The organism is Xylophilus sp. PBN-3R, from assembly GCF_057747805.1.
The window spans coordinates 3856225-3880148 of the sequence record NZ_CM173225.1 but is presented as its reverse complement, the minus strand read 5'-3'; the positions used below and the strand labels follow the sequence as shown (position 1 = coordinate 3880148).

General features: G+C 66.5%; 20 protein-coding genes. 10 read left to right on the top strand and 10 right to left on the bottom strand.

Features of this window, described 5'->3' with window-relative positions; translation table 11 throughout:
- The first annotated feature begins 2 nt into the window (after positions 1-2).
- Entirely contained in the window at positions 3-299 is a 297-nt protein-coding gene (locus AC3ANW_RS18495; RefSeq protein WP_488342296.1) for a YciI family protein, read from the top strand.
- Positions 300-1073 (top strand): alpha/beta fold hydrolase, encoded by a 774-nt coding sequence (locus AC3ANW_RS18490; protein ID WP_488342295.1) that lies wholly within the window; start codon positions 300-302, stop codon positions 1071-1073.
- A gap of 17 nt (positions 1074-1090) precedes the next feature.
- Here AC3ANW_RS18490 and AC3ANW_RS18485 read toward each other — a convergent pair whose 3' ends face one another.
- A complete protein-coding gene (locus AC3ANW_RS18485; RefSeq protein ID WP_488342294.1) occupies positions 1091-2188 on the bottom strand; it encodes an acyl-CoA dehydrogenase family protein in 1098 nt (365 codons plus the stop codon).
- Between the two features lie 206 nt (positions 2189-2394).
- Here AC3ANW_RS18485 and AC3ANW_RS18480 point away from each other — a divergent pair, with 206 nt between their 5' ends.
- Positions 2395-2817, top strand: coding sequence for a DUF4148 domain-containing protein (locus AC3ANW_RS18480; protein ID WP_488342293.1), 423 nt, complete (start codon positions 2395-2397; stop codon positions 2815-2817).
- A 35-nt stretch (positions 2818-2852) separates the two neighbouring features.
- Positions 2853-3578 (top strand): hypothetical protein, encoded by a 726-nt coding sequence (locus AC3ANW_RS18475; RefSeq protein WP_488342292.1) that lies wholly within the window; start codon positions 2853-2855, stop codon positions 3576-3578.
- On the opposite strand, the gene AC3ANW_RS18470 is transcribed toward AC3ANW_RS18475, so the two are convergent.
- The 5 genes from AC3ANW_RS18470 to AC3ANW_RS18450 form a co-directional block, all read right to left on the bottom strand.
- On the bottom strand, positions 3549-3791 hold the full coding sequence (locus tag AC3ANW_RS18470; protein ID WP_488342291.1) for a helix-turn-helix domain-containing protein: 243 nt from the start codon (positions 3789-3791) through the stop codon (positions 3549-3551). The genes AC3ANW_RS18475 and AC3ANW_RS18470 overlap by 30 nt on opposite strands.
- Positions 3792-3846: 55 nt before the next feature.
- Positions 3847-5385, bottom strand: coding sequence for an apolipoprotein N-acyltransferase (gene lnt / locus AC3ANW_RS18465; RefSeq protein WP_488342290.1), 1539 nt, complete (start codon positions 5383-5385; stop codon positions 3847-3849).
- Positions 5382-6254, bottom strand: coding sequence for a CorC family transporter (locus tag AC3ANW_RS18460; protein WP_488342289.1), 873 nt, complete (start codon positions 6252-6254; stop codon positions 5382-5384). Before AC3ANW_RS18460 ends, lnt begins: the two co-directional genes overlap by 4 nt.
- Positions 6255-6377: 123 nt before the next feature.
- The gene (locus AC3ANW_RS18455) at positions 6378-7106 is read right to left on the bottom strand and encodes a GNAT family N-acetyltransferase (RefSeq protein ID WP_488342288.1); all 729 of its coding nucleotides are present in this window, start codon (positions 7104-7106) and stop codon (positions 6378-6380) included.
- A gap of 38 nt (positions 7107-7144) precedes the next feature.
- Positions 7145-8062: an esterase/lipase family protein gene (locus AC3ANW_RS18450; RefSeq protein ID WP_488342287.1), complete on the bottom strand. Its 918-nt coding sequence runs from the start codon at positions 8060-8062 to the stop codon at positions 7145-7147.
- Between the two features lie 96 nt (positions 8063-8158).
- Between AC3ANW_RS18450 and AC3ANW_RS18445 the strand changes: the two genes are divergently transcribed.
- Positions 8159-9076, top strand: coding sequence for an MBL fold metallo-hydrolase (locus AC3ANW_RS18445; RefSeq protein WP_488342286.1), 918 nt, complete (start codon positions 8159-8161; stop codon positions 9074-9076).
- Here the strand turns inward: AC3ANW_RS18445 and uraD are convergent.
- Both uraD and AC3ANW_RS18435 read right to left on the bottom strand, forming a co-directional pair.
- Positions 9066-9602: a 2-oxo-4-hydroxy-4-carboxy-5-ureidoimidazoline decarboxylase gene (uraD, locus tag AC3ANW_RS18440; RefSeq protein ID WP_488342285.1), complete on the bottom strand. Its 537-nt coding sequence runs from the start codon at positions 9600-9602 to the stop codon at positions 9066-9068. The genes AC3ANW_RS18445 and uraD overlap by 11 nt on opposite strands.
- Positions 9599-10576 (bottom strand): Bug family tripartite tricarboxylate transporter substrate binding protein, encoded by a 978-nt coding sequence (locus tag AC3ANW_RS18435; RefSeq protein ID WP_488342284.1) that lies wholly within the window; start codon positions 10574-10576, stop codon positions 9599-9601. Before AC3ANW_RS18435 ends, uraD begins: the two co-directional genes overlap by 4 nt.
- 128 nt (positions 10577-10704) lie before the next feature.
- Between AC3ANW_RS18435 and AC3ANW_RS18430 the strand changes: the two genes are divergently transcribed.
- Entirely contained in the window at positions 10705-11637 is a 933-nt protein-coding gene (locus tag AC3ANW_RS18430; protein ID WP_488342283.1) for a LysR family transcriptional regulator, read from the top strand.
- Positions 11638-11930: 293 nt separating this feature from the next.
- Positions 11931-13121 (top strand): hypothetical protein, encoded by a 1191-nt coding sequence (locus AC3ANW_RS18425; protein WP_488342282.1) that lies wholly within the window; start codon positions 11931-11933, stop codon positions 13119-13121.
- Positions 13122-13139: 18 nt separating this feature from the next.
- Here AC3ANW_RS18425 and AC3ANW_RS18420 read toward each other — a convergent pair whose 3' ends face one another.
- A complete protein-coding gene (locus AC3ANW_RS18420; RefSeq protein WP_488342281.1) occupies positions 13140-15140 on the bottom strand; it encodes a lytic transglycosylase domain-containing protein in 2001 nt (666 codons plus the stop codon).
- A gap of 10 nt (positions 15141-15150) precedes the next feature.
- Here AC3ANW_RS18420 and AC3ANW_RS18415 point away from each other — a divergent pair, with 10 nt between their 5' ends.
- Positions 15151-15723 (top strand): 5-formyltetrahydrofolate cyclo-ligase, encoded by a 573-nt coding sequence (locus AC3ANW_RS18415; protein ID WP_488342280.1) that lies wholly within the window; start codon positions 15151-15153, stop codon positions 15721-15723.
- A gap of 301 nt (positions 15724-16024) precedes the next feature.
- Positions 16025-16735 (top strand): LytR/AlgR family response regulator transcription factor, encoded by a 711-nt coding sequence (locus tag AC3ANW_RS18410; RefSeq protein WP_488342279.1) that lies wholly within the window; start codon positions 16025-16027, stop codon positions 16733-16735.
- Here the strand turns inward: AC3ANW_RS18410 and AC3ANW_RS18405 are convergent.
- The gene (locus AC3ANW_RS18405; protein ID WP_488342278.1) at positions 16722-17969 is read right to left on the bottom strand and encodes a multifunctional CCA addition/repair protein; all 1248 of its coding nucleotides are present in this window, start codon (positions 17967-17969) and stop codon (positions 16722-16724) included. The two genes, AC3ANW_RS18410 and AC3ANW_RS18405, sit on opposite strands and share 14 nt — an antisense overlap.
- 177 nt (positions 17970-18146) lie before the next feature.
- Here AC3ANW_RS18405 and uvrA point away from each other — a divergent pair, with 177 nt between their 5' ends.
- Positions 18147-23903: an excinuclease ABC subunit UvrA gene (gene uvrA, locus AC3ANW_RS18400; RefSeq protein ID WP_488342277.1), complete on the top strand. Its 5757-nt coding sequence runs from the start codon at positions 18147-18149 to the stop codon at positions 23901-23903.
- Positions 23904-23924 lie beyond the last annotated feature (21 nt).

Genomic DNA, 23924 nt, shown 5'->3' with positions numbered 1-23924 from the left:
CCATGGCTTTCATGATCGAAACCTTCGACAAACCCGGCCACGCCGACCTTCGGGCGAAAACGCGTGATGTGCATCTCGCCTTCCTGGATGAACACAAGGCCTTGCTGCTGGCCTGCGGCGCCAAGCTGAACGACGATGGCAGCAGTGCCGGCGGCGGCCTTTACGTGGTCGATGTGGAAACCCGGGAAGAAGCCGAGAACTTCATCAAGGCCGATCCATTCACCTCCGTGGATCTTTTCGAGCGGGTCAACATCACCCGCTGGCGCAAGGCCTATGTGGACGGCCGGAGTTACCTGTAAATGGCTTCGCTCCACACCATCGAGCTGAGCGACGGCCCCGGCGTGCCGATCGTGTTCAGCCATGCGCTGGGCCTGGAGCACCGCATGTGGCTGGGCACCGCCGAAAGCCTGCGCGGCCGGCATCCGGTGCTGGCCTATGACCATCGCGGCCACGGCGCTTCGCCGCAGGTGCAGAGCCCCTGGACCATGGCCGAGGTGGCCGACGATGCGGCAGCGGTCATCGAGGACTGGGGTCGTGGCCCGGTGCTGTTCGTCGGCCTGTCCATGGGCGGCATGGCGGGACAGGGCGTCGCGTTGCGCCGGCCCGAACTGCTGCGCGGCCTGTTCCTGGCGCATACGGCCGGGCGCTATTCGCACGCTGCAAGGGCAGGCTGGCAACAGCGGGTCGAGACCGTCGCGGCGCAGGGGCTTTCTGCGGTGGTAGAGACCGTGCTGCAGCGTTACCTGACCGAGACGGTGCGCAATGCCCAGCCGGCCCTGGTGCAGGACATGCGGCAGCAGTTGCTGGCCAACGACGTGCGGAGCTACATCGCCAACTGCCAGGCGGTAGCCGGTGTCGACTGGCTGGACCAACTGCATGCCGTCGCCTGCCCGACGGCGGTGCTGGCCGGCGCGTTCGACGGCGGCGCCACACCGGCGATGGCGGCCGAGATCCAGCAGCGCATTCCGGGTGCCACGCTGGAGATATTGGCCAACGCTTCCCACCTCGGCCCCATCGAGGAACCGGAGGCTTTTCAGGCAGCGCTCCGCAGTTTCATCGACCGCGTCGGCTGAAAAAATGCGCTGGAAAGTCAGCTGGCAAACAGCGCGTGCTGGGACGCCGTATGGAAGTCGCGCCAGACGCGGTTGAGTTCGCTGCGGATGTCGGCCGCATGCATGCCGCACAGCGGGTACAGGCCGTCTACGGCGGCCCGTGCGGTGTGCACCACCGCAAGGGAGCGGCTCCGTAATTCGCCTTGCTGGTCGGCGCTCAGCCGGGCGCCGGCCTCGACGCCGGCCCAGGCTGCATCCAGCGACACCAGCATGGCCTGCCAGTCAGCCGCCAGGCCATCTGCTGCCGACGCGAGGCTGCGGTGCACGGCGGGGTCTTCGCCCAACGGCGACGCTGCGCGCAGCGGCCGGCGTTGGCGGATCAGCGGGTCGGCCAGTTCCACGAAATTCCGCGCAATGCCGGCCAGGTTGGCGGCCAGCGTCACCCAGGCGAGCGACAGGAAGTCGAAGCGATACAGCGGACCGCCGGACGTGGCGGCGGACGGGTCGATGGCAAAGGCATGGCCGTCTGCCACCCAGACGCCGTCAAGGGCATACCCATGCGATCCGCTGGCCCGCATGCCGATGGCGAACCAGCCTGCCGTGCGTGCAGACAACCGGTCGGCCGGCACGATGAAGGCACTGATGCGTGGAGCACCGGATTCGTCGCGCAACACTTCGCCGCCTCGCCGCAACACCGCGTTGAGGGTGAAGTGCGTGGCCATCGGTGCGCCGCTGGCATAGGACCATTCGCCGGACAGGCGCCAGCCGTCTCTTTCACGGTCGGCAAAACCGGTCGGTGCGCCGCTGCCGGCGATGCAGGCGCGGCGCGTTTGCATCACTTCGCGCGCGAGGGCTGGCGGCAGGAAACCGGCGAACCAGCCGGCGCCGGCGCAAAGCGTGAAGACCCAGCCACAGCTGCCGTCCACCGCGGCGATGGCTTCTTCCAGCCGAACCAGCCGCGGCAGCGGGCATTCGGCGCCGCCGGCCGAGCGCGGCGCCAGCAACTTCAGCCAGCCGCGTCGGTGCATCACCGCTTGCTGGGCCGGGCTGAGGCAACCCGCCGCATCGGCGGCGGCGGCGTGGCGTCGCAGACGTGACAGATCGCGGGACAGGAGTTTCGGGTTCGGGTCGGGCATCGGACGACTATAGAAGGAGGCTCGGTTGCGGTTTGATTGTCTCCAATCAGTTGACGATGTTGTTCTATCCACGTGCTTTATCTATTCGACTGCGGACAATAAAGTTCACCCATCGCACTGCAAGACGCAGCGGCGATACCGAAGCCGGAAGGCACCGGTCCTCGAAGCTTTTTCTTGCAAATCTCGACACCGAACAGGAAATCATCATGAACACCATCACTGCACGCACCGCTTTCGCCGCCACCGCTTTCGCCCTGGTCGGCGCTCTTTCTTCCGTATCGGCCCAGGCGCAGGACCTGACGCGTGCGCAGGTACGCGATTCGGTGGTCGCCGCTCAGAAAGCCGGCACCCTGGGTTCGGTCGGCGACCAGTGGGGTTTCGGCCCGCAGTCGACCGGCACATCGACCGTCAGCCGCGCCGAGGTGCTTGCCACCACCCAGCGCGCCCTGGCCAGCGGTGAAGTCGAAGCCCAACTGGGTGACAGCTACGGCTACACGACCCAGGCCAGCAATGGCCGGCTGAGCCGCGCAGAAGTGCGCGCCGACACTGTCCGCGCCATCAAGAGCGGTGAAGTCGCCGCACTGGTCGGCAACAGCTACGGTTACGGCGCCTACGGCAAGTCGCTTTGATCGGTGGCCGGCGGGGCCGGCTAGAGTCGGGTGATATGTCCGACCTGCCTGTGCCCCAGTCTCCCGCCTCGACGCCGCTTCAATCGGAACTGCGTCGCCTTTATCTGACCCGTTCCGGCGCCTTGAGCGACGGGAACGGGTTTGTTCGTTGCGTGGTGCTGGAGTTGACCGGGCCGCCGGACTGGCGCGAGCTGGGACGTGTCTGGCACGGTGTGCAGGCCGAACTGGACTTGCCGGCGCCCGCCATCGCCGTCTCCGGCACCGATGCCCTGCAGCTGTGGTTCTCGTTGCCGGATGCGGTGCCGGTCGTGCAGGGGCGGTCGTTCCTGCAGGGGCTGGTCCAGCGTTTCCTGGCGGATGTCGAGCCACGGCGTTTGCGTCTGCTTCCGGCGGCGGATCAGCCGGTGCGACTGGTGCCCGCCGAACAGGTTTCGACCGGCAACTGGTCGGCGTTTCTGGCGCCCGACCTGGCACCGGTGTTCGCCGATACGCCGTGGCTGGATATTCCGCCCGGCGATGAAGGGCAGACTGCCTTGTTGCGGGTCCTGGCGGTGATCAAGCCGTCTGCGTTGGAGGCGGCTATTTCGCGCCTGGCGCCACGGGCTGCGGCCCGTGTGGTGTTGTCGCCGATGGCGGCTGGCGACGAGACCGATCCGCGGCAGTTCCTGCTGCGGGTCATGAACGACGCCGCGCTGGACATGGCCTTGCGGATCGAGGCTGCGAAGGCCTTGCTACCGCACCTGGGCGGTCAGGCCGTATAGGGCCAGCAGGCCGAAGAGATGGCCGGCGGAGACTCCGGGTTCGCCGGATTCGATGCGGGCGATGGTCTGGACGTGGACGCCGAGTTTTGCGGCGGCCGTCGATTGGCCTTCCGCGGCTTGCAGTCTTGCCGCTTTGGCGGCTGCGCCCAGGTCCTTGATGGTTTGCAGCGCGCCTGCGTCTATGTCTGCCGAGATCCGTTTGCCTTGGGCCATTTTTTGCTCTCTTCTCTTTGGGATTTTTTTGGAGGGGGTGAAGAGGAGATGAAGCCTATCGACCGCGACGCCGTACAAAAGCCGGCAAAACCCCGGCCAGCACCACCATCGAAAGCCCGAAAACCCAAAGCGGCGAATGTCCGAACCGGCTAGCCCAACGGGCATAAACAGTCGCCGCGCCAGCCCGCCCCACTACCTGGGTACGCAAGACCCCCCGCGTATAAGGCTCGAGAGAAGCCGTGACCACGCCGCGGTCATCGATGACGACCGTAGCGCCGGTGTTGGTGGCCCGAACCACAGGCCGGGCAAACTCCAGCGCGCGCATGCGGGAAATATTCAGGTGCTGGTCGATGGCCACGCTGTCCCCGAACCACCCGATATTGCTGATGTTCACAAAAACCGTAGGTGAAGTGGCAGGGTCCGCAAACCGCCGGGCCAACTCATCCCCGAATAAATCCTCGTAGCAGATATTGGGCGCCAACCGCTGCCCCATCCATTCGAACGAAGGCTGGCCGACATCCCCCCGCCTGAAATCCCCCAGCGGAATATCCATCATCTCTGTGAACCACCGAAACAGGGGCGGCACGAACTCGCCGAAAGGCACCAGATGGTGCTTTTCATAAACATAGAGGGAGCCCTGCGCCGGTTTCAGGCCGATCGCCGCATTGCTGTAGCCCGCAGTCGCGTTACCCAGTGGAATGCCGATGAGAGCAGCCTGTTCACCAGAAGAAAAACGTTTGCGCAACGCATCCGCATAACCCTCCGGCAGATCCTGCGGGAGGATCGGAATGGCAGTTTCCGGTGCGACGATCAGGGAATCCTTCGAGGCCTGCAACTCTTGCGCATACCACTCCAGCGCCAGCGGCACACCACTCCCGGGCTGGAACTTCTCGTCCTGCGGTATGTTGCCTTGCAGCAGGGAAACCGACAGGGGCTTCATGCCCGAGGAAACGGAGGCCGGCTGCGGCCATTGAGAAGCCAGCAGGCAGACAACCAGAACAACCGCACCCCGCACAGGCTGCCGACGAGCCAGCGCTCCGGCCAGGGCAGCAGAAAACGCTGCCGCGAGAGCGCCGACGCCGTATACCCCGATCAGCGGAGCCAGCCAATGCGCGGCTCCATCGACATGGGCGTAACCCCCGGCACCCCACGGAAAACCGGTGAACCATGTGCCCCGAAGTAGTTCGGCCACCAGCCACAAACCGCCGAACACCAAGCCGCGGCACCATAGGCCCCAAGGCCGAAGCGCGCGGTAGACCGCGCCCGCGGCTGCGTAATAAAGACCCAGGAACGCGGCCAGCCCCAACACCGCCAGCAACGCCAGCGGCGCGGCCAGCCCGCCGTAGGTGTGCATGGAAGTGAAGAGCCACCAGAAGGTGCCGCACAACCAGGCGGTGGCGAAAACCCAGGCCAGCAGAAATGCCGACCGCCATCCGGCAGCGCGATCGAGCAATACGACCAGTCCGGCGACCGACAGGCATTGCAGCCACCACAGCGGAGCGCTGTCCAGCGGGCTGGCGATGGAGGCTGCCTGCGCCAGGCCGGCCAGCGCGGCCAGCAGCCAGGGCCGGAGGCGTGACAAAAGGACGGTCAAGCGTCGTCGGCGTCCGCGGGCGCCGGAGTCACCTTGAACCAGCGCACCGCACCGCCCTTGGTGTGCATCACCAGAAATTGCAGGCCGCCCAGCACGAAGGTTTCGCCACGCCGGGGCACATGGCCCATTTCGTGGGCGATGAGACCGCCGATAGTGTCGAAATCGTCGTCTTCGTCGCTGGGAGCCAGGACCGCATCGAAGGCTTCCGCCACCCGCTCGACCGGGGTGTCTCCGGAGACGCGGTAGCTGCGGTCGGCCAGGGCGAAGATGTCGCCTTCCTCTTCGCCGATGTCGAACTCGTCCTCGATCTCTCCGACGATCTGTTCGAGCACGTCCTCGATCGTGACCAGGCCGGCGACCCGGCCGAATTCGTCGATGACGATGGCCAGGTGGTTGCGGTTGGCGCGGAACTCGCGCAGCAGGTCGTTCAGTCCCTTGCTTTCGGGCACGAAGACCGCGGGCCTGAGCAGGGCGCGAACGTTGAGGTCGGGTGCCCTCTGCAACTTCAGCAGGTCCTTGGCGAGCAGGAAACCGACGATGTTCTCGCGTTCCCCGCTGAACACCGGAAACCGCGAATGCGCGGTGTCGATGACCAGGTTGATGAGTTCTTCGTAGGGCGCGTCGATATCGACCAGGTCCATGCGCGGTGCGGCGACCATCACGTCGCCGGCACTCTTGTCTTCCATGTGCAGTATCCGCTCGAGCATCACGCGGGATTCGGGGCCGATCACATCGTTGTCCTCGGCTGCTGCCAGCACCTCCATCAAGTCTTCCTTGGTGTCGGGTGCAGGGTGGATGAATTCGGCGACCTTCTGAAGGAAGGTGCGTTTGTCTTCCTTGTCAATGCGCGAAGGATGCGGCTCGGACACAGGCGGATGGTGCAGGACGTGCTGTTGCGAATGGGATGACAAGGATAGCGGAAGCGCGTGAAGTGAACATATCGTCACAAATAACCCGCAGGCCTGCCGATCCCGCCACCGCGGGTATCGAACTCAGCGGCCGGTCGGGCGGCGGCCGGCGCGGACATCGCGGCGGACTTCCTGCATGCCGCCGATCCAGTCCCAGAAACGCTTCGAATCGCGCTTCAAGCGGTAGTCTGTCTCGCCGATGTGGGCTTCCCACCATTGCAGCACCCGGCTGTCGATGGTGGCGGGCGGCAGGGTCAAAAAGGCTTCGGATTCCGGGCCGTCGCGGTGCACCGTGGCACCGGCCTTGCGGGCGATGCGCAGCATCGCGGCGTTTTCGCTCAGCGCCTGGATCACCATCTGGCCGATGCCAGCGTTGCGGGCGTGCACCGTGGCGCGGGCGAACAGGCGGGCGCCGTAGCCGCGGCCTCGTGCACGCGCTACCACCGACACGCCGAATTCGGCATTGCGTGGCTGGGCCGAAGGGTTGCCGTAGGCCAGGTGGGCGAGGGCGATGAGTTCGAGCCGGCGGTTGAAGATGCCGAAGACCTCGTCGCGTTCGAAATCGAGCTTGTCGACGTATTGGCCGATCTGTCGGTCACTGGCGGCATAACCGAAGCGCAGGTAACGGTCGGATTCGTCGAGAGCCAGCAAATGGGCGCGGATGCGTTCGCGGTGTTGCGGCCCCAGCACCCGGATCGGAACGAGCCCGGCCGCGCCGGTCTTCACCGGACCGTCGCCCGTTACATGCTCAGGGCGTAACCAGCGACGGCCGGCATGAAAGGAAGCGTTGAGCCAGGTCTTGGGAGCGATCATGCCCATATTTTAGGCGAAATCCAGGGTTAACCCTAGGCCTAATCGACGAGATCCTGCAGCACTTCGGCCATCAGCCGGGAGTCGAAAGCCATCGCGACATGCGGCAGGCCCACCACCAGGCGGTTGTCGGCCCAGGGCAGGGTGGCGGTCGATGCCGGGAACACCACGTTGTCGCAATTCGAATACCAGCAGCTGAAACGCGTGAGCAATGCCGGTTCCTCGACGTCGGCCAGGGCCGCGAGCCACGCGTTGCCCTGCTGCATCTGCAGGCCGCTGCCGCTGCGGGCATGGCGGCCCAGCCAAGTGCCGTGGTGCGGGGATGCGATGGTGATGACACGGGCCATGCGTTCGTGGTTGCGGCCGGCCCGCAGCCAGTCGCGCGCCACCAGGCCACCCATGCTGTGGCAAAGCAATACCGGCGGCAGTCCGGTGGTGTCGGTGATGCGGCTGACGGCGCCGTCGATGATGGCGCGGTAGCTTTCGATGTCGGCCACCACCGGCTCCAGGTCGACGGCGACGAAAGGCTGGTCACGGGCCCGCAACTGCCGCAGCCAGGGTGTCCAGAAACCGCGGTTGCACAGCAGCCCGTGGATCAGTACCACGCCGCGCCGACCCAGTGCATCGTGCGGAAGGTGGTCGGGCACCTGCCTGGAGAAAAAAGGTTGGCGCCAGCAGAACACGGTGGGCGCGGTCCAGGTTTCCCGCAGCCAGGCCTTGATCACCTGTTGCCGGGTGGCGAGCGGCGCCGGGTCGGCCCGGTTGGCCCGCTGCATGTGCCACATCTCATAGGCCAGGAACCAGGCGTGGCCGGTCAGCAGCAACAACACGCCCAGCACGGCGGTCACCGGCCGCGACGGCAGCCAGAACCACAGCCAGGCCAGCGCACAGGCCAGCAGGCCCAGGGTGATGGATCGTTGCAGTCTGGCGAGCATGTTGGTTCGGCGTTGTACGGGCATGGCGGGCTCTTGAACCCTGCTGTCGGTAGAAGTCCCCTGGCGACCTGCGCGGCGGGGCCGAAAAATGCTGCATTCATTCACTCCGGTAACGCGGCCATGCAGAAACTCCCCGATGGCATGACGGTCCTGGAGCGCGGCTGGCTTTCCGCCAACGGCGTGCTGTTCGATGCGCCGGATCATCCCACGGCGCTGGTCGACAGCGGTTACTGCAGCCACGCCGCGCAGACGCTGGCGCTGGTCGAGTCCGCGCTGGGCGCCCGGCCTCTCGACCTGCTGCTCAACACCCATCTGCACAGCGATCACTGCGGTGGCAACGCCGCGCTGCAGCGGCGTTATCCGCATCTGAAGACCGCCATTCCGCCCGGCGAGGCCGAGGCGGTGCGCGACTGGGACGAAGCCGCGCTGAGTTATGCGCCGACCGGCCAGGAGTGCCCGCGTTTCGGTTTCCAGCAATTGCTGGTGCCGGACACCGAGGTGCAGCTGGGCGGTCGCCCGTGGCGGGTCTTGGCGGCGCCTGGCCACGATACCCATGCGGTGGTGCTGTTCGACGCCGAAACCCGCACCCTGATTTCAGGCGACGCTTTGTGGGCCGAAGGTTTCGGTGTGGTTTTCCCGGAACTGGAAGGCGACGACGCCTTCGGTGCGGTGGCCGCCACCTTCGACCTGATCGAACAACTGGACCCCGCGCTCGTGGTGCCGGGCCATGGTCCGGTCTTCGACGACGTGCAGGGCGCCCTGGCCACCGCGCGGCGGCGGCTGGGGGCTTTCCTGCTCGATCCCGCGCGCCATGCCGGCCACGCAGCACGGGTGCTGCTGAAGTTTCGGCTGCTCGACTGGCAGCGCTGGCAACTGGGGGCCTTGCTGGCCTGGGCCGGGGGCACCGCATATCTGCAGATGGTGCACCGCCGCTATTTTCCGAGCCTGCCCTTCGATGCATGGGCCGGAGCGCTGGTGGCGGACCTCGAAAAGGCCGGCGCCGCCCGGCGCGAGGGCGCCTGGATCCTCAACCTGTAGCGGCGGCCGGCTCGCTGAGCCGCTCTGCCAGACGCAGGCCTGAAATCGCCGTGATCTCGACCAGGGCCGAATGCAGTTCCTGCACCCGGCTGTTCTCCAGCCGGGTTTCGAAGGCGGCCAGCGCCGAGGCCATGTCGTGACGGCGAATGCACAGAATGAACGGGAAACCGAACCTTTCGCGATAACGGGCGTTCAATTGGTCCCAGCGTGACGACTGTTCCGGCGGCAGGCGGCCGAGCGCCAGTCCCGATTGTTCACGCTCGGAATCCGCCGTCATGGTGCCGGCGCGCGCTGCCGAACCGGCCAGTTCCGGATGCAGGCACAGAAACGCTACCAGCGACCGTTCCGGCAGGCCGCACAACACGCCGATCAGGGCCTGATGCAGTGCGGCAACGCTGGCGAAGGGACGCTGGTCCACCACCGCGTCCACCACCCAGGGCGCGTGTTCGAAGACACCCGACAGGGCAGTGGAGAAACCGGCTTCGTCCTGGGAGTTGAGTTCGTCGAGCGACACCACGGCTTTCACTTCGGGCCGAGGTCGGAAGCCTTGATGGCCGGCGTCCAGTCGCGGATCTGCTTCTCGACCACGGTAGTGAAGGCGGCGGGGCCTGCATAGCTGGGGAGCACGCCGAGTTCTTCGAAGCGCTTCAGGATGGCGGGGCGGGCGACGATCTCGGCCAGCGCGGCGCGCAACTTCTCGACGACGGGCGCCGGCATGCCTGCAGGGCCGGAAACGCCGAAGTAGTTGTCGGCCATCAGGTCCGGGAAACCGGCCTCGGCCACGGTCGGGACGTTGGGCAGCAGCGGCGAACGGGTACGCGAGGTGACCGCCAGGCCGGTGATCTGGCCCAGCTTCACCATCGGCACATAGGCCGTGATCACGTCGATGCCCAGCGGAATGGTGCCGGCCAGCAGGTCCGCCGACATCGGCGCGCCGCCGCGGTAGGGCACGTGGTCGAGATTGACCTTCATGTCGGCCTTCATCATCTCGCCGACGATCTGGCCGATGGATCCCGGGCCGCCGCTGCCAAAACCCATCTGGCCGCCGGCCGAGCCGACCGCCTTGGGGATGTCCTTCAGGCTGCCGATGCCGGCCTTGGGGTTGGCCATGATCAGCACCGGCGCCACGCCCAGCATGGCGATGTGGGTGAACTGATGCACCGGGTCGTAGGGCAGCTTGGCGAGCGTGAACGGGCCGATCGACAGCGGGGTCGAGTTGGACAGCATCAGTGTGTAGCCGTCGGGAGCCGAACGCACCACTTCCGAGCCGCCGATGGTGCCGCCGGCACCCGGTTTGTTGTCGACGATGACCGGCTGGCCCAGGGCCTGCGCCAGCGGCGTGGCGATTTCGCGGGCCACGATGTCGCTGGCACCGCCCGCGCCGAAGGTGACCACGATGCGGATCGGCTTCTCCGGCCAGGCGGCCTGCGCCGCCCCGGAAAGCAGGGCGAAAGTCGCGGCTGCGACGGCCAGGAAAGCACGGCAAGGAAACTTGAACATGGGGGACTGCCAGACGGGGAAAGTGGAAGGGACTGCCCGAATCGTAGGCAGCCGCTGCATTGCCGTCCATCATGCGATGGGCAACAATCCATGCGAAAAATCAGTACGCAAAAACCGAGCCAAATCCGATGCGCCCTTCCTTGACCCCCGCCGCCCTGCGCTACATCGACCAGGTGGCGCGTTCCGGCTCCATCCAGCAGGCCGCACGCGAACTGCATGTGGCCGCGTCGGCCGTCAACCGGCAGATCCTGCAAATCGAGGAGGCTTTCGGCGTGCCGCTGTTCGACCGCTTGCCACGCGGCATGCGGCTGACAGCGTCGGGTGATGCCATCGTCACGCTGGCCCGGCGCTGGCGTGAGGACGAACGTCGGCTGGGCGAGGCCATCCGCCAGATGGAGGGCGTGCACCAGGGGCAGGTGCGCATGATGGCGATGGACAGCCATGCCACCAGCGCGATGCCGCGGCTGGTCGAGGCGCTCTCGGTATCGCATCCGCGCATCTCGCTCGCGGCCGAAGTGGGCAGCACCGACGATGCGGTGTCAGCCCTTCTGGCCGGCCGCATCGAGCTGGCGGCGGTTTTCAATCTGGAGCCGCGGCGCGAACTGGTGACACTGTGGAGCTCGCCCCTGCCGCTGGGCTGCGTGGTGGCGCCGGGCCACCCGCTGGCCGCCGGCGACAGCACCAGCCTGCAGGCGGTCTGCAGCCACCCCATCGTGCTGCAGAGCAAGGCGCTGCTGATCCGGCGTTATCTCGAGTCGCACTACCGATGGCTGTTCGGCGAAGGCCCGCAGCGGGTGGAAACCAATTCTCTCCACCTGCTGAAACAGCTGGTGCTGAGCGGCCGTTATGTGGCCTTGACTTCGGAGCTGGACGCCGCCCCCGAGCTGGCGGCGGGCAGCCTGCGGTTTCTGCCGCTGCGCGACCAGGGCGTGGAAGCGCAGACGGTGGATGTGGTGATCGACGCCCGCAAACCGCTGTCGGCGGTCGCACGCATCGTCGCGCAGTTGCTCACCCAGGCATTCGAAAACTGCCTTTTGGAAGCGCGCATGCGCTCAGCCTGACAAGAGGGCTTCGGCTTCGGCGGCCCGATTTCGGTTGGTCGCTTGAAGCTATCGAACGATCACCTTCGAATGCTGACAGATGGCTGTATCTCGTTCGGAGATATGTCATGTTCATCTGGAGTACCTCGATGTTTTCGCCTTCCCCCGCCGTTGCCACCGGCACCCCTCCGCCGCCACTTTCCCCTGCCAGCACCGATTGGCAATCCCGGACGAACCTTGAGAGGCCGAAGCCGGCACGCCGGCATTCCGCGCCTGAAATCCCGATCCAGCTGGATGGATTGACCCGCAGCGGGTTGAGCGCCGTCGTCCCGGCCGACTTCGCCGAGTGCGGCAAGGATCCTTTGCGTGCGATGCGCCTGGCCGTTTACGCCTACTACGGCTCCGAGCCTGGCGAAGGCAATCCCGTACCGGCGCCGTTGGCGGCCCTGCTGGACCGTCGGGCTTTCGACCTGCACGCCATGGGGTTCACTCCCGAGAAGCTCGCAGCCCTTGAGCCGACACTGCAGTACCGCGATGGCCTGGCGCAGGCCGGCCAGGCCTCGATCGCTTTCGTGCCGTTCGCGGTCATGGGATTCCTTTCGCGCTATTTCGCATCGCCGCTGGTGGCACGGTACGGCCAGCTGGGCGGCCAAGCCCTGGTCGGGGCGGTCATCGGTGGGACGGCGAGAGGCCTGGCTCCGATATTCGACACCAGCGCCAAGGCCGATGTCTATTACGGCAAGGTGCCGGACACGGCATTGCTGGAACCCGCGGCGCTGGACTATCTCGGCCGGAAGACCGCCGGCACGGCCAGGAAACTGGTGGCTGCCTCGGCGGGATTCGCGGCCGCGATGTCCGCACGCAATCTGGTACGGGGTAGTGCGCAGATCGCCATGGCCGCAGCGGGTTTCGATACCGGGAAGGCGGAGCTCGTCGGCCAGGTGCTGGACGCGGCGCTGTTGCTGACCATGAGCGCAACGCTTTTCGCACAGGTCAACCGCAAGATTACCGGCGATGACCGTGGTGTCATGGCAGTGCTGCTGGCGCGCAAGGACTGCCTGCCACTGCTTGAGGCCTTGCAGCGCGAACAGCCGGTCGCCACCATCGGAGGCATCGCACAGCGGGCGAAAAAACTGGGCTCGAGCGCCATGGAGCTGGGGAGGGCACTGGCGACGACTCCCGACAAACTCGCTTCACATGCGGTCGATCCCGGCACGATCGGCGAGCTTCTGCTGGTGGCCGGCCTGGTGACCACCGGCGGCAATGTGACGGATGCGGTCCGCAAAAGCATGGCGGCGCAAGGCCATTCGCCGGCGGTGCAGGAGCTGATCACGCAACTGGTGGGAACGCTGGTGACAATGCCGCTGTTCGCTGGTTTCCCGCTCGCATCCGCCGGCCCAGGCCTGATGCTGCAGTCGCTGAGGGGCCCGGCGCCCCGGGCCGCCGTCGCTCCCGCTCCGGCCGATGCCGATGCGGATGCGGATGCGGATGCCGTCAGCGTCTGATCGGCCCGGCCGCAAGCTTCACGGCAGGTCCTTGTTGGGTTCGACGAAGTTCGGGTCCTTCGGCCCCACGCTGCCCAGCCGCGCCTTGAGCGACTGCGGCTGGTTGCCGTTCAGCACGGCGGCATAACTCACGGTGTTGGACAGCACCTTCTTCACGTAGTCGCGGGTCTCGGCGAAGGGCACGTTCTCGGCCCAGATCGCGGCTTCCAGCGTGGGGCCTTCGCGCCACGCTCGGGGCCGGCCGGGTCCGGCGTTGTAGGCGGCGGCCGCCATCGGCATCGAACCCTGGAAGTCGTCCAGCGCCAGCTTCAGGTAGGCAGTGCCGATGGTGATGTTGGTGTCGCGGTCGGAGATCTGTTCGGGACTGAAGCCGGTCAGGCCGATCTTTCTGGCGGTCCAGCGGGCGGTGGCAGGCATCACCTGCATGAGGCCCGAGGCACCGACGCCGGAACGGGCGTCGGTGACGAAACGGCTCTCTTGCCGGATCAGGCCGTACACATAGGCCGGGTCGATGCCGATCTGCCGGCTGCGCTGCACCACCTGCGACTGGTGCGGCATGGGGAAGCGCTGCACGTAGTCAAAAACGGCGCGGCTGGTGCGTTCGCTGGTGTTGATGCAGCGGTCCCAGACCTCGCTCTGGCAGGCCATGTCGGCGGCCGCCAGCAGTTCGCGGTCGTTCATGCCACCCGGCGTGTGCAGGTTGGTGCCGTAGTTCCATTCGCGGGTGCCTTCGCTGCGCAGCCCCATCAGGATCGCGTAGAGGCCGCGCGACAAGGACGGATTGGTGCGGGCCGCGTCGCGTTCGTCCGGCGTCGGCGGTGCGGGTCGGGCCGGCAGCACGATGGGGCGGCCGAGTTCTTCCATCGCCAGCTGTTCGTAGAAACCGCGCGGGCTGGCGATGGTTTCCAGCAGCTGCTGCGACTCGGCCTGTTGCGCGGCCGACGGCTTGACCGCCACCAGGGCACGGGCGCGCCAGTAGACCCAGGCCGGGTCGTTGCGCGTGGTCTCGTCCATCGCGGAGGTGGCGTTGACGACATCTCGCCATCGGCCGGCACGCAAGGCGGCTCGGACCTTCCAGCCCAGCATGTCGCCGCTGAGGTCGGAATCCTTGGTGACCCTGTCGAAATATTCGGTGGCGTAGGGCGAAAGCTTGCTCGCCGCCTGCCGGCCGATGGCGCCCCAGATGTAATTGCGCTCTTCGGCCGATATCTGCACGCTCCACTTGCTGTCCAGCTGCAGCGCGGCGGCGTCGGCATCCGATTGCGCCATCTTGAGCAGCGCCAGCGTGATCAGCTCCTTGCGGGCCTTGGAATTGGCCACCGCGCGGGCCGCCAGGAACTTGGCCGGGCTGTCGTTGAGCTGGCTGACGAAGGGCGCTTCGTCCGGTGCCACGATGTTGGCAGCGGTGCGCGCCACGCCGGGCCGGTTGGCCTCGATGGCCAGCCGTGCCTTGCGCCAGATGGCCGCCGGCGGAATTTTGCCGGCAGTGAAGAATTCGCCGGCGGCGGTGGCGCAACCGTCGCCTGCATCACGCTGGGCGTACCAGTTGCGCAGCACCTCGGCTGCCGGATCCTGCGCCGCCGCACCCCCACCTCCCAGCTGGTTGACCACCAGGGCGTAACAACGCACCTCGCGGTCGTCGGCCATGCGGTATGACGGATAGATGTCGGCAAAACGTTGCCAGTCGCGCCGCTGGCCCAGCAGCAGCAGCCAGTCGTTGCGCAGGCGGTCTTCCTGGTAGCTGCCGGCCCAGCGCGCCATGAAGGCGTCGACCTCGGCGGGCTGGGCATCGGCTAGCCGTGCCTTCAGTTCCCAGTAGGCGGCCCAGGGTTCGAGCGCATGGCCGCGCACCAGCGGCAGCAGCGTGGAAAGACGGCTGCGGTCTCCCCTGCGGAACGCCTGCGACATGTCCATGACAACATCGTCTCCGTTGCGGGCCGTCAACGTCTGCGCGACGACGGGCAATGCCACCGACAATGCCAGCGTGGCGGATGTCAAAATCTTCCAAGGGATACTCATCAAGGGAATTATGGACAAAGCTGCCGTTCGCCGGGCACTCATCGAAGAACGTCTCAACCTGCCCGACCGGCTGGTGCGCGCCGACCAGTTGCAGAGGGTGATGCGTATCTGGCTGGTGGGCCGGCCCGATGTGGTGATCGGTGCCTACTGGCCCATCAAGGGCGAATTCGATCCGTTGCCCGCATTGCATCGCTGGAAGGAAGACGGCGAACTCACGGGCGAAACGCAGCGGCGCCGCATCGCCTTGCCGGTGATCGACCGCCAGCACAAGACCCTGACCTTCCATGCCTGGTATCCGGGTTGCCCGATGGAAGAAGATGCCTACGGCATCCCAAAACCGAAGGACACCGAACTTGTAGTGCCCACGCTGCTTTTCGTGCCCTGCGTGGGTTACGGAGCCGGCGGTTATCGGCTGGGTTACGGCGGCGGTTTCTACGACCGGACGCTCGCGGCACTGGAGCCGCGCCCGGTCACCGTCGGGCTGGGTTTCACCCAGGGTTACCTGGATGACTTCGAACCCGAAGCGCACGACCTGCCGCTGGACGCCATCCTCAACGACAACGGCGTGGTCTGGCCCCAGTAAAGCCTTCGCCGCCTTGAATACAGGCGGCCCGCATCCAGATAGAGTGTGTACGCTCACATCTAGCCAGTGGGCTGCCGCGTCTGGCCAGACGCACCGGATCCGATCCGGTGCGGCATAGGCCGACATATTCTCATTTGGTTTTGCTCCCGCGGATTCGCATGGAACGTTAGGTGCAACAATTGATGCACTCTTCGGACCAGCCGAAGGCCGTTTCGGAGCGTGCGAGGTTTGCGATGCCAAGAAGATTCCCGAATTCTCCTCTCACAGATCATGCCTGCGGCGCATGGACCCGGAGGTCTGCATGAAGGTTGTCGTAGCCGAGGACGATCCGGTCCAGCAGGCGCATGTCGTCGGCCTGATCCACGAGTTGCGACCCAACTGGCAGGTGGTCGCCCGTGTCGACAGCGTGGCCCAGGTGGTGCAGGCCGTGGCGCTGCACAAACCCGACCTGCTGCTGCTCGACATCCACATGAAGGACAGCGACGAGCCGTCCTGGCTGAACGCGCTGGGCGGCAACATCGCGGTGATCTTCACCACCGGCGACCCCAGCTTCGCGGTCAATGCCTTCGAGGTCGCAGCAGTCGACTATGTGTTGAAGCCGATCACCCGTGAGCGCCTGTCGCGTGCTTTCGACCGGCTCTACAAACGCAACGACGACGGCCGTGGGCCCCTGCGGCCGCCCACCGTGCCACTGGCCACCATCACGGCGGCCCGCGGCAGCGACATGATGGTCTACCAGACCCACGACATCTATTACTTCCAGGCCGACAACAAGTACACCCGCGTGGTGATGGCCGACCAGGAAGGGCTGGTGCGTACGCCCATCGCCGAGTTCGAGCATCTGCTCGATGAGAAATTCTTCAAGCGCATCCACCGCTCCACCCTGCTCAACTTCCGTTTTGTGGAACGGGTCCGGCGCGACGACATGGGCCGGTTGCGGGTCAAGCTGCACGGCATGATCGAAGAGCTGACCGTGAGCAAACCCTACGAACTGCAGTTTAGAGTGATGTAGCCCCCAGGGCGGCGGCCACGGCGGCTTCGCGCGCCCGGCTCACCGCTTCACCGATCTTCTGGCCGCGTGCCCCTGCCGCGGCGGCTGCCGCGGCCACGGGTGCGGTCTCCACGCCGTTGGCGGCCTCGAGCGCCCGCCACAAGCGGCCACGCTGCGGATAAGGGTGCTCTTCCAGTCCGAGGCGGCCGCGCGCATCACATTCGCAAGCCAGCAGCACGTCGGCAAAACGATCAGGCCGGCGCAGTGCGTCGCAGCGTTCGAGCAACCGCAGCACCGCCGCGGCATCAAAGGTTTCGCTGCGATGGATGTTGCCGTGTTCGCGTGCCACCACGTCGGCGGTGGCGCGGCAGGCCAGCGGCACCCGCAGCCGGTCGCACAGGGGCGCCAGCAGCCGGGCGCTGCGGCCTTCGTGGCCGAGGTGGCGCGGCAATACGTCGGCCGGGGTGGTGCCTTTGCCCAGGTCGTGGGTAAGGCAGGCAAAACGGGTTTCCAGCGGCGCATGCAGCCGGGCCGCCATGTCCAGCACCATGTTCAGGTGAATGCCGGTATCGACTTCGGGGTGGTAGTCGGCCCGCTGAGGCACACCCCAGAGCCGGTCGACCTCGGGCAGCAGACGGGCCAGCGCACCGCATTCACGCAGCACGCCGAGCATGCGCGAGGGCCGGCCTTCCATCAGGCCGCGGCTCAGTTCCTGCCAGACGCGTTCCGGCACCAGTGCGTCGACTTCGCCGTCGGCCACCATCTGGCGCATCAGATCCATGGTTTCCGGCGCCACCGAGAAATCGCTGAAACGCGCCGCGAAACGTGCCAGGCGCAGGATGCGGACCGGATCCTCGCGGAAAGCATCCGTCACATGGCGCAGCACCTGCGACTGGAGGTCGCGCCGGCCGCCGTAGGGGTCGACCAGACCGTCCAGGCCGGCAGCATCTGCCGGCTGGGCCATCGCGTTGATCGTCAGGTCGCGGCGCGCCAGGTCCTCTTCGAGCGTGACATCGGGCGCGGCATGCACCACGAAACCGCGGTAGCCCGGAGCCGTCTTGCGTTCGGTGCGGGCGAGGGCGTATTCCTCATGCGTCAGGGGATGCAGGAACACCGGGAAATCCTTGCCCACCGGCAGATAACCCAACGCCTGCAAGGCTTCGGGCGTGGCGCCCACCACTACCCAATCGGTGTCCTGCACCGGAAGGCCCAACATGGCATCGCGCAGGGCGCCGCCGACTTTATAGATTTGCATGCCACCAAGTCTAGAGCGGTGAGAGCGTGGTCAGCACGTACACCCGCGGTGTTGTCCGGCATCTTTGTCGTCTGAATCCGTGCGAAATAAAGGGCGTCCTTGTGGACACATCCGGTCGCTTCTGGATACCTCATTGACCTCTAGAATCTTCCGCCCCCACCCTTATTTGCAGGCGCTATGACAGATCGATCCGAAGGCACCATCCGCATCCGTGGCGCCCGCCAGCACAACCTCAAGAACCTGGATCTGGACATCCGCACCGGCGAACTGACGGTGGTCACCGGCCCCAGTGGCTCGGGCAAGTCCAGCTTGGTGTTCGACACCCTGTACGCCGAAGGCCAGCGCCGTTATGTCGAGACTTTCTCGGCCTATGCCCGGCAGTTTCTGGACCGCATGGACAAACCGGCGGTCGACCGGGTGGAAGGCGTGCCGCCGGCGATCGCGATCGACCAGACGAATCCGGTGAGGTCCTCGCGGTCAACGGTCGGCACCATGACCGAGTTGAACGACCATCTGAAGCTGCTCTACGCCCGTGCCGCCCAGCTGTTCGACAGGCAGACGGCCCTGCCGGTGCGCCACGACACGCCCGACAGCATCTACGCCGGGATGCAGGCACGCGCCGCTGCACTCGACGATCCGCGCCTGGTGGTGACCTTTCCCGTCGAACTGCCGGGGGGCACTTCACGCGAACAGATCGAGCAATGGCTTTCGGCCAGCGGTTTCACCCGCATCCATGCCGAGCGTGAGGAAATGACGCCGGCGGGCCCTCGGGTCATGCTGGATGTGGTGGCCGACCGGTTCCGCATCGGCACGGCCGAACGCGTGCGGGTGATCGAAGCCATCGAGGCAGCGCTGAAACGTGGTGCCGGCCGGGTGACGGTGCACGCCACGCCGCCGGGCGAAGATGCGGTGACCGAAACCTGGCGTTTTTCGACCGGCCTGCATTGCCCGGAAAGCGACATCCGTTATTCGGACCCGCTGCCGTCGATGTTCAGCTTCAATTCGCCGGCCGGTGCCTGCGAGTCCTGCCGGGGTTTCGGCCGGGTGATCGGCGTCGACTGGGGACTGGTCATCCCGGACGACCGCAAGACCTTGCGCGCCGGAGCGGTCAAGACGATCCAGACGCCGGCCTGGTCCGAAGCGCAGGACGACCTGATGAAATACGCGGAAGCCGCCGGCATTCCGCGCGACACCGCCTGGGGAAAACTCACGCAGGACCAGCGCGACTGGGTGATCGAGGGCACGCCCGGCTTCAAGGAAGGCAACTGGAACAAGCAGTGGTATGGCATCCGGCGCTTCTTCGGTTACCTGGAGAGCAAGGCCTACAAGATGCACATCCGGGTGTTGCTGTCGAAGTACCGCAGCTACACCACCTGTCCGACCTGCAACGGCGCGCGCCTGAAACTCGAACCGCTGCTCTGGCGCATCGGCAGCAAGGAAGACGCGGACGACGTGCTGGCACCGGCCCAGCGTTTCCTGCCGGTGGGCGCGGCCTGGAGCCGTGCCCAGCTCGAAGCCTTGCCGGGACTGAGCCTGCACGACCTGATGATCCTGCCTATCGAAAGGCTGCGGCGTTTCTTCGACCGGGTGGAACATCACGGCGACGGCACGGTGGCGGGCGAGGCGGACGCGAAGGCGCTGCGCCTGCTGTTCGAAGAAATCACCACCCGCCTGCGTTACCTGCACGACGTCGGCATCGGTTACCTGACGCTGGACCGGCAGAGCCGCACGCTGTCGGGCGGCGAAGTGCAGCGCATCAACCTGACCACCGCGCTGGGCACTTCGCTGGTGAACACCCTGTTCGTGCTGGACGAGCCCAGCATCGGCCTGCATCCGCGCGACATGGACCGCATCACCCAGGCCATGCACCGCCTGCGTGACGCCGGCAACACGCTCGTGGTGGTCGAGCACGACCCGGCGGTGATGCTGGCCGCCGACCGGGTGATCGACATGGGCCCCGGCCCGGGGGAGCGCGGCGGCGAGATCGTCTTCGACGGCACTACCGACGAACTACGCAGCGCCGACACCCTGACCGGCGCCTACCTGGGCGGCCGCAAGCAGGTCGGCATGGGCCTGAAGCGCCTGGTGACCGAGAACACCCATCGGCTGATCCTGGAAGGCGCACGCGAGCACAACCTGCGCAACGTCGATGTCGATATTCCGTTGCAGCGCCTGGTGTCCATCACCGGTGTCAGCGGTTCTGGCAAGTCGAGCCTGGTGCAGGACGTGCTGGCGCCTGCGTTGCTGCGCCACTTCGGTAAGGCTACCGAAACACCGGGCGCTTTCGACCGCCTGCTGGGTGCCGACTACCTGGCCGACGTGGTGTTCGTCGACCAATCGCCCATCGGCAAGACGGCGCGTTCCAACCCGGTGAGTTATGTCGGCGCCTGGGATGCAGTGCGTGAACTGTTTTCCATCGCGCCGCTGTCGCGTGAGCGCGGCTATACCGCGTCGAAGTTCAGTTTCAATTCCGGCGACGGCCGCTGCCCGACCTGCGGCGGCTCGGGTTTCGAGCATGTCGAGATGCAGTTCCTGTCGGACGTCTACCTGCGTTGCCCGGACTGCGACGGCCGGCGCTACCGCAACGAAATCCTCGAAGTGAAGATCGAGCGCGGCGGCCGCCTGTTCAGCGTGGCCGACGTGCTGGAGCTGACGGTGAGCGAGGCCGCGGGCCTGTTCGCAGTGGACCGCGAGGTGATCCGTGCCCTGCAACCCATCGTCGACGTCGGCCTGGAATACGTGAAGCTCGGCCAGCCGGTGCCGACGCTGTCGGGCGGCGAGGCGCAGCGCCTGAAGCTGGCCGGTTTTCTGGCCGAAGCTGCCAAAAGCGGCAGCAGCAGCCGGCAGCCGGTGGCGAAGAAGGGCACGCTGTTCCTGTTCGACGAGCCCACCACAGGCCTGCATTTCGACGACATCGCCAAGCTGATGCGCGCCATGCGCAAGCTGCTGGACGCCGGCCATTCGCTGGTGGTGATCGAACACAACCTGGACGTGATCCGCGCCAGCGACTGGGTGATCGACCTCGGCCCCGAAGGCGGCGAGGGCGGCGGCCTGGTGGTGGCCGAAGGCCCGCCGGAAGAACTGCGCCTGCATCCCAGCTCGCATACCGGCCGGGCGCTGGCCGACTACGAAACCCAGCTGGGCCACGGCGGTCATTCGGTGCACGAAGGCATGCCGCTGCAGCACGCATTGAAGGCCCGCCGCAAGCCGTCGACCGCGCCCAATGCCATCCAGATCGTCAATGCCCGGGAACACAACCTGAAGGGCATCAGCGTGGATATTCCGCGCGGCATCTTCACGGTGGTGACGGGTGTCAGCGGCTCGGGCAAGTCGACCCTTGCCTTCGACATCCTGTTCAACGAAGGCCAGCGCCGTTACCTCGAATCCCTCAACGCCTATGCCCGGAGCATCGTGCAGCCCGCCGGCCGGCCCGAGGTGGACGCGGTCTACGGCATTCCGCCGACGGTGGCCATCGAGCAGCGGCTTTCGCGCGGCGGCCGCAAGAGCACGGTCGGCACCACGACAGAGGTCTGGCACTTCCTGCGTCTGCTCTACGTGAAGATGGGTGTGCAGCACTGCATCCACGACGGCGCTGCGGTGCAGCCACAGACCGAGGAAAGCATCGCCGCCCAGTTGCTGGCGCGTTTCCGCGGCCGGCACATCGGCCTGCTCGCGCCGCTGGTGACGGCCCGCAAGGGCGTCTATACCGAACTGGCCGATTGGGCCCGGCCGAGGGGTTTTACCCATCTGCGGGTGGACGGAAACTTCCTGTCGACCCTTCACTTTCCGCGAATCGACCGCTTCAAGGAACACAGCATCGAGCTGCCGGTGGCCAGCCTGTTCGTCACGCCCGAGAACGAGGCCGCGCTGCGCGCAGCACTCGCCAAGGCGCTGCAGCACGGCAAGGGCGTGGTGCATGTGATCTCCGACATCGAGGACCTGGCGGAAGCCATGGAGTCGGGCAGCCCGACCGCCGACATCGGCACGGTGCAGGTGTTCTCGACCGAACGCGCCTGCCCGGTCTGCCACACCAGTTATGCCGAACTCGACCCGCGTCTGTTCAGCTACAACAGCAAACACGGCTGGTGCCCGGATTGCGTCGGCACCGGCGTCAAGCTGAGCAAGGAACAACGCAAGGTGTTCGACGACTCGGTGTTGGCCGATGACCAGAAGGGCCGCGAACAGACCTTCGACGAGCCCGATGCCGAAGGCGTCGGCAGCGCGGCCTGCCCCAGCTGCCACGGCAGCCGTCTGAATCCGGTGGCGCGTGCGGTGCTGTTCCGCGGCGTGGGCATCGCCGACATCGCCGCCAAGAGTGTGGTCGACGTGCGGTCGTGGTTCGAGGAACTGGCCCTGGCCGGCCGCGAAGCCGGCATCGCCCGCGACCTGGTGCCGGAGATCAAGAGCCGGCTCGAATTCCTGGGCGAAGTCGGCCTGGGCTACCTCACGCTGGACCGGGGTGCGCCCACGCTGTCCGGCGGCGAGGCACAGCGCATCCGGCTGGCGGCCCAGCTGGGCAGCAATCTGCAAGGCGTCTGCTACGTGCTGGACGAGCCGACCATCGGCCTGCATGCACGCGACAACCAGATACTGCTCGACGCCCTGCACAAACTGGGCGACAAGGGCAACACGCTAGTGGTGGTGGAGCACGACGAGGACACCATCCGCCGTGCCGACCACATCATCGACGTCGGCCCGGGAGCTGGCAGCCGGGGTGGCCGGATCGTGGCGCAGGGTGCGGTGGCCGACATCTCGGCATCGGCCGATTCCATCACCGGCCGCTACCTGATGCATGCGATGAAACATCCGCTTCAGCCGCGGCGGCCGGTGGCGCCGTCGATGGCCAAGGACGCTGCGCCGGTGGATGTGGAAATCGACTGGATCGAACTGCGCGGCGCCCAGTTGCACAACCTGCAGGAGGTGGATATCGACGTGCCGCTGAAACGCCTGGTGGCCATTACCGGCGTCAGCGGCTCGGGTAAATCCACCCTGGCGCGCGACGTGCTGCTGGCCAACGTGCAGGCCGCCGTGCAGCAGCGCAGCACCCGGGCCGGCCGCGACAAGGACGATGCGGGTGATCATCCCGCGTGGTCGGGATGCGAGTCGCTGGAAGGCTACGAAGGCATCGACCGGGTGCTCGAAGTGGACCAGACCCCCATCGGCAAGACACCGCGCAGTTGCCCGGCCACCTACATCGGTTTCTGGGACACCATCCGCAAGCTGTTCGCCGACACGCTGGAAGCCAAGGCGCGCGGTTACGGTCCTGGCAGGTTCTCCTTCAACACCGGCGAGGGGCGCTGCCCGGTCTGCGAAGGCGCGGGTGTACGCACCATCGGCATGAGCTTTCTTCCGGATGTGAAGGTGCCCTGCGAGGCCTGCCACGGCGCGCGTTTCAACCCCGAGACGCTGGCGGTCAGCTGGCGCGGCAAGACCATCGGCGACGTGCTGAAGATGGAGGTCGACGAGGCAGTCGACTTCTTCTCGACCATGCCCAACATCTCGCATCCGCTGCAGCTGCTGCGCGACGTGGGCCTGGGTTACCTGACGCTCGGCCAGCCGTCGCCGACGCTGTCGGGCGGCGAGGCGCAGCGCATCAAGCTGGTGACCGAACTCAGCAAGGTGCGCGACGACATCACCCGGCGCGGCAACAAGGCGCCGCACACCTTCTATGTGCTGGACGAACCCACGGTGGGCCTGCACATGTCGGACGTGGAACGGCTGATCCGTGTGCTGCACAGGCTGACCGATGGAGGCCACAGCGTGCTGGTGATCGAGCACGACCTGGACGTGATCGCCGAAGCCGACTGGGTGATCGACCTGGGGCCGGAAGGTGGCTCCGGCGGCGGCCGGGTGGTGGCGACCGCTTCGCCTGAAGACGTGGTGCGCCTGGGCACGCATACCGGCAAGGCGCTGGCGCCGGTGCTGGCGCGATAGACGACCCGCCACATGAAACAA

What these genes read in the sequence shown, in the direction of transcription:
- AC3ANW_RS18495 (WP_488342296.1), top strand. Translation starts at nt 3, where the DNA reads ATGGCTTTCATGATCGAAACCTTCGACAAACCCGGCCACGCCGACCTT.
- AC3ANW_RS18490 (WP_488342295.1), top strand. Translation starts at nt 300, where the DNA reads ATGGCTTCGCTCCACACCATCGAGCTGAGCGACGGCCCCGGCGTGCCG.
- AC3ANW_RS18485 (WP_488342294.1), bottom strand. Translation starts at nt 2,188, where the DNA reads ATGCCCGACCCGAACCCGAAACTCCTGTCCCGCGATCTGTCACGTCTG.
- AC3ANW_RS18480 (WP_488342293.1), top strand. Translation starts at nt 2,395, where the DNA reads ATGAACACCATCACTGCACGCACCGCTTTCGCCGCCACCGCTTTCGCC.
- AC3ANW_RS18475 (WP_488342292.1), top strand. Translation starts at nt 2,853, where the DNA reads ATGTCCGACCTGCCTGTGCCCCAGTCTCCCGCCTCGACGCCGCTTCAA.
- AC3ANW_RS18470 (WP_488342291.1), bottom strand. Translation starts at nt 3,791, where the DNA reads ATGGCCCAAGGCAAACGGATCTCGGCAGACATAGACGCAGGCGCGCTG.
- AC3ANW_RS18455 (WP_488342288.1), bottom strand. Translation starts at nt 7,106, where the DNA reads ATGATCGCTCCCAAGACCTGGCTCAACGCTTCCTTTCATGCCGGCCGT.
- AC3ANW_RS18450 (WP_488342287.1), bottom strand. Translation starts at nt 8,062, where the DNA reads ATGCCCGTACAACGCCGAACCAACATGCTCGCCAGACTGCAACGATCC.
- AC3ANW_RS18445 (WP_488342286.1), top strand. Translation starts at nt 8,159, where the DNA reads ATGCAGAAACTCCCCGATGGCATGACGGTCCTGGAGCGCGGCTGGCTT.
- AC3ANW_RS18435 (WP_488342284.1), bottom strand. Translation starts at nt 10,576, where the DNA reads ATGTTCAAGTTTCCTTGCCGTGCTTTCCTGGCCGTCGCAGCCGCGACT.
- AC3ANW_RS18430 (WP_488342283.1), top strand. Translation starts at nt 10,705, where the DNA reads ATGCGCCCTTCCTTGACCCCCGCCGCCCTGCGCTACATCGACCAGGTG.
- AC3ANW_RS18420 (WP_488342281.1), bottom strand. Translation starts at nt 15,140, where the DNA reads ATGAGTATCCCTTGGAAGATTTTGACATCCGCCACGCTGGCATTGTCG.
- AC3ANW_RS18415 (WP_488342280.1), top strand. Translation starts at nt 15,151, where the DNA reads ATGGACAAAGCTGCCGTTCGCCGGGCACTCATCGAAGAACGTCTCAAC.
- AC3ANW_RS18410 (WP_488342279.1), top strand. Translation starts at nt 16,025, where the DNA reads ATGAAGGTTGTCGTAGCCGAGGACGATCCGGTCCAGCAGGCGCATGTC.
- AC3ANW_RS18405 (WP_488342278.1), bottom strand. Translation starts at nt 17,969, where the DNA reads ATGCAAATCTATAAAGTCGGCGGCGCCCTGCGCGATGCCATGTTGGGC.
- uvrA (WP_488342277.1), top strand. Translation starts at nt 18,147, where the DNA reads ATGACAGATCGATCCGAAGGCACCATCCGCATCCGTGGCGCCCGCCAG.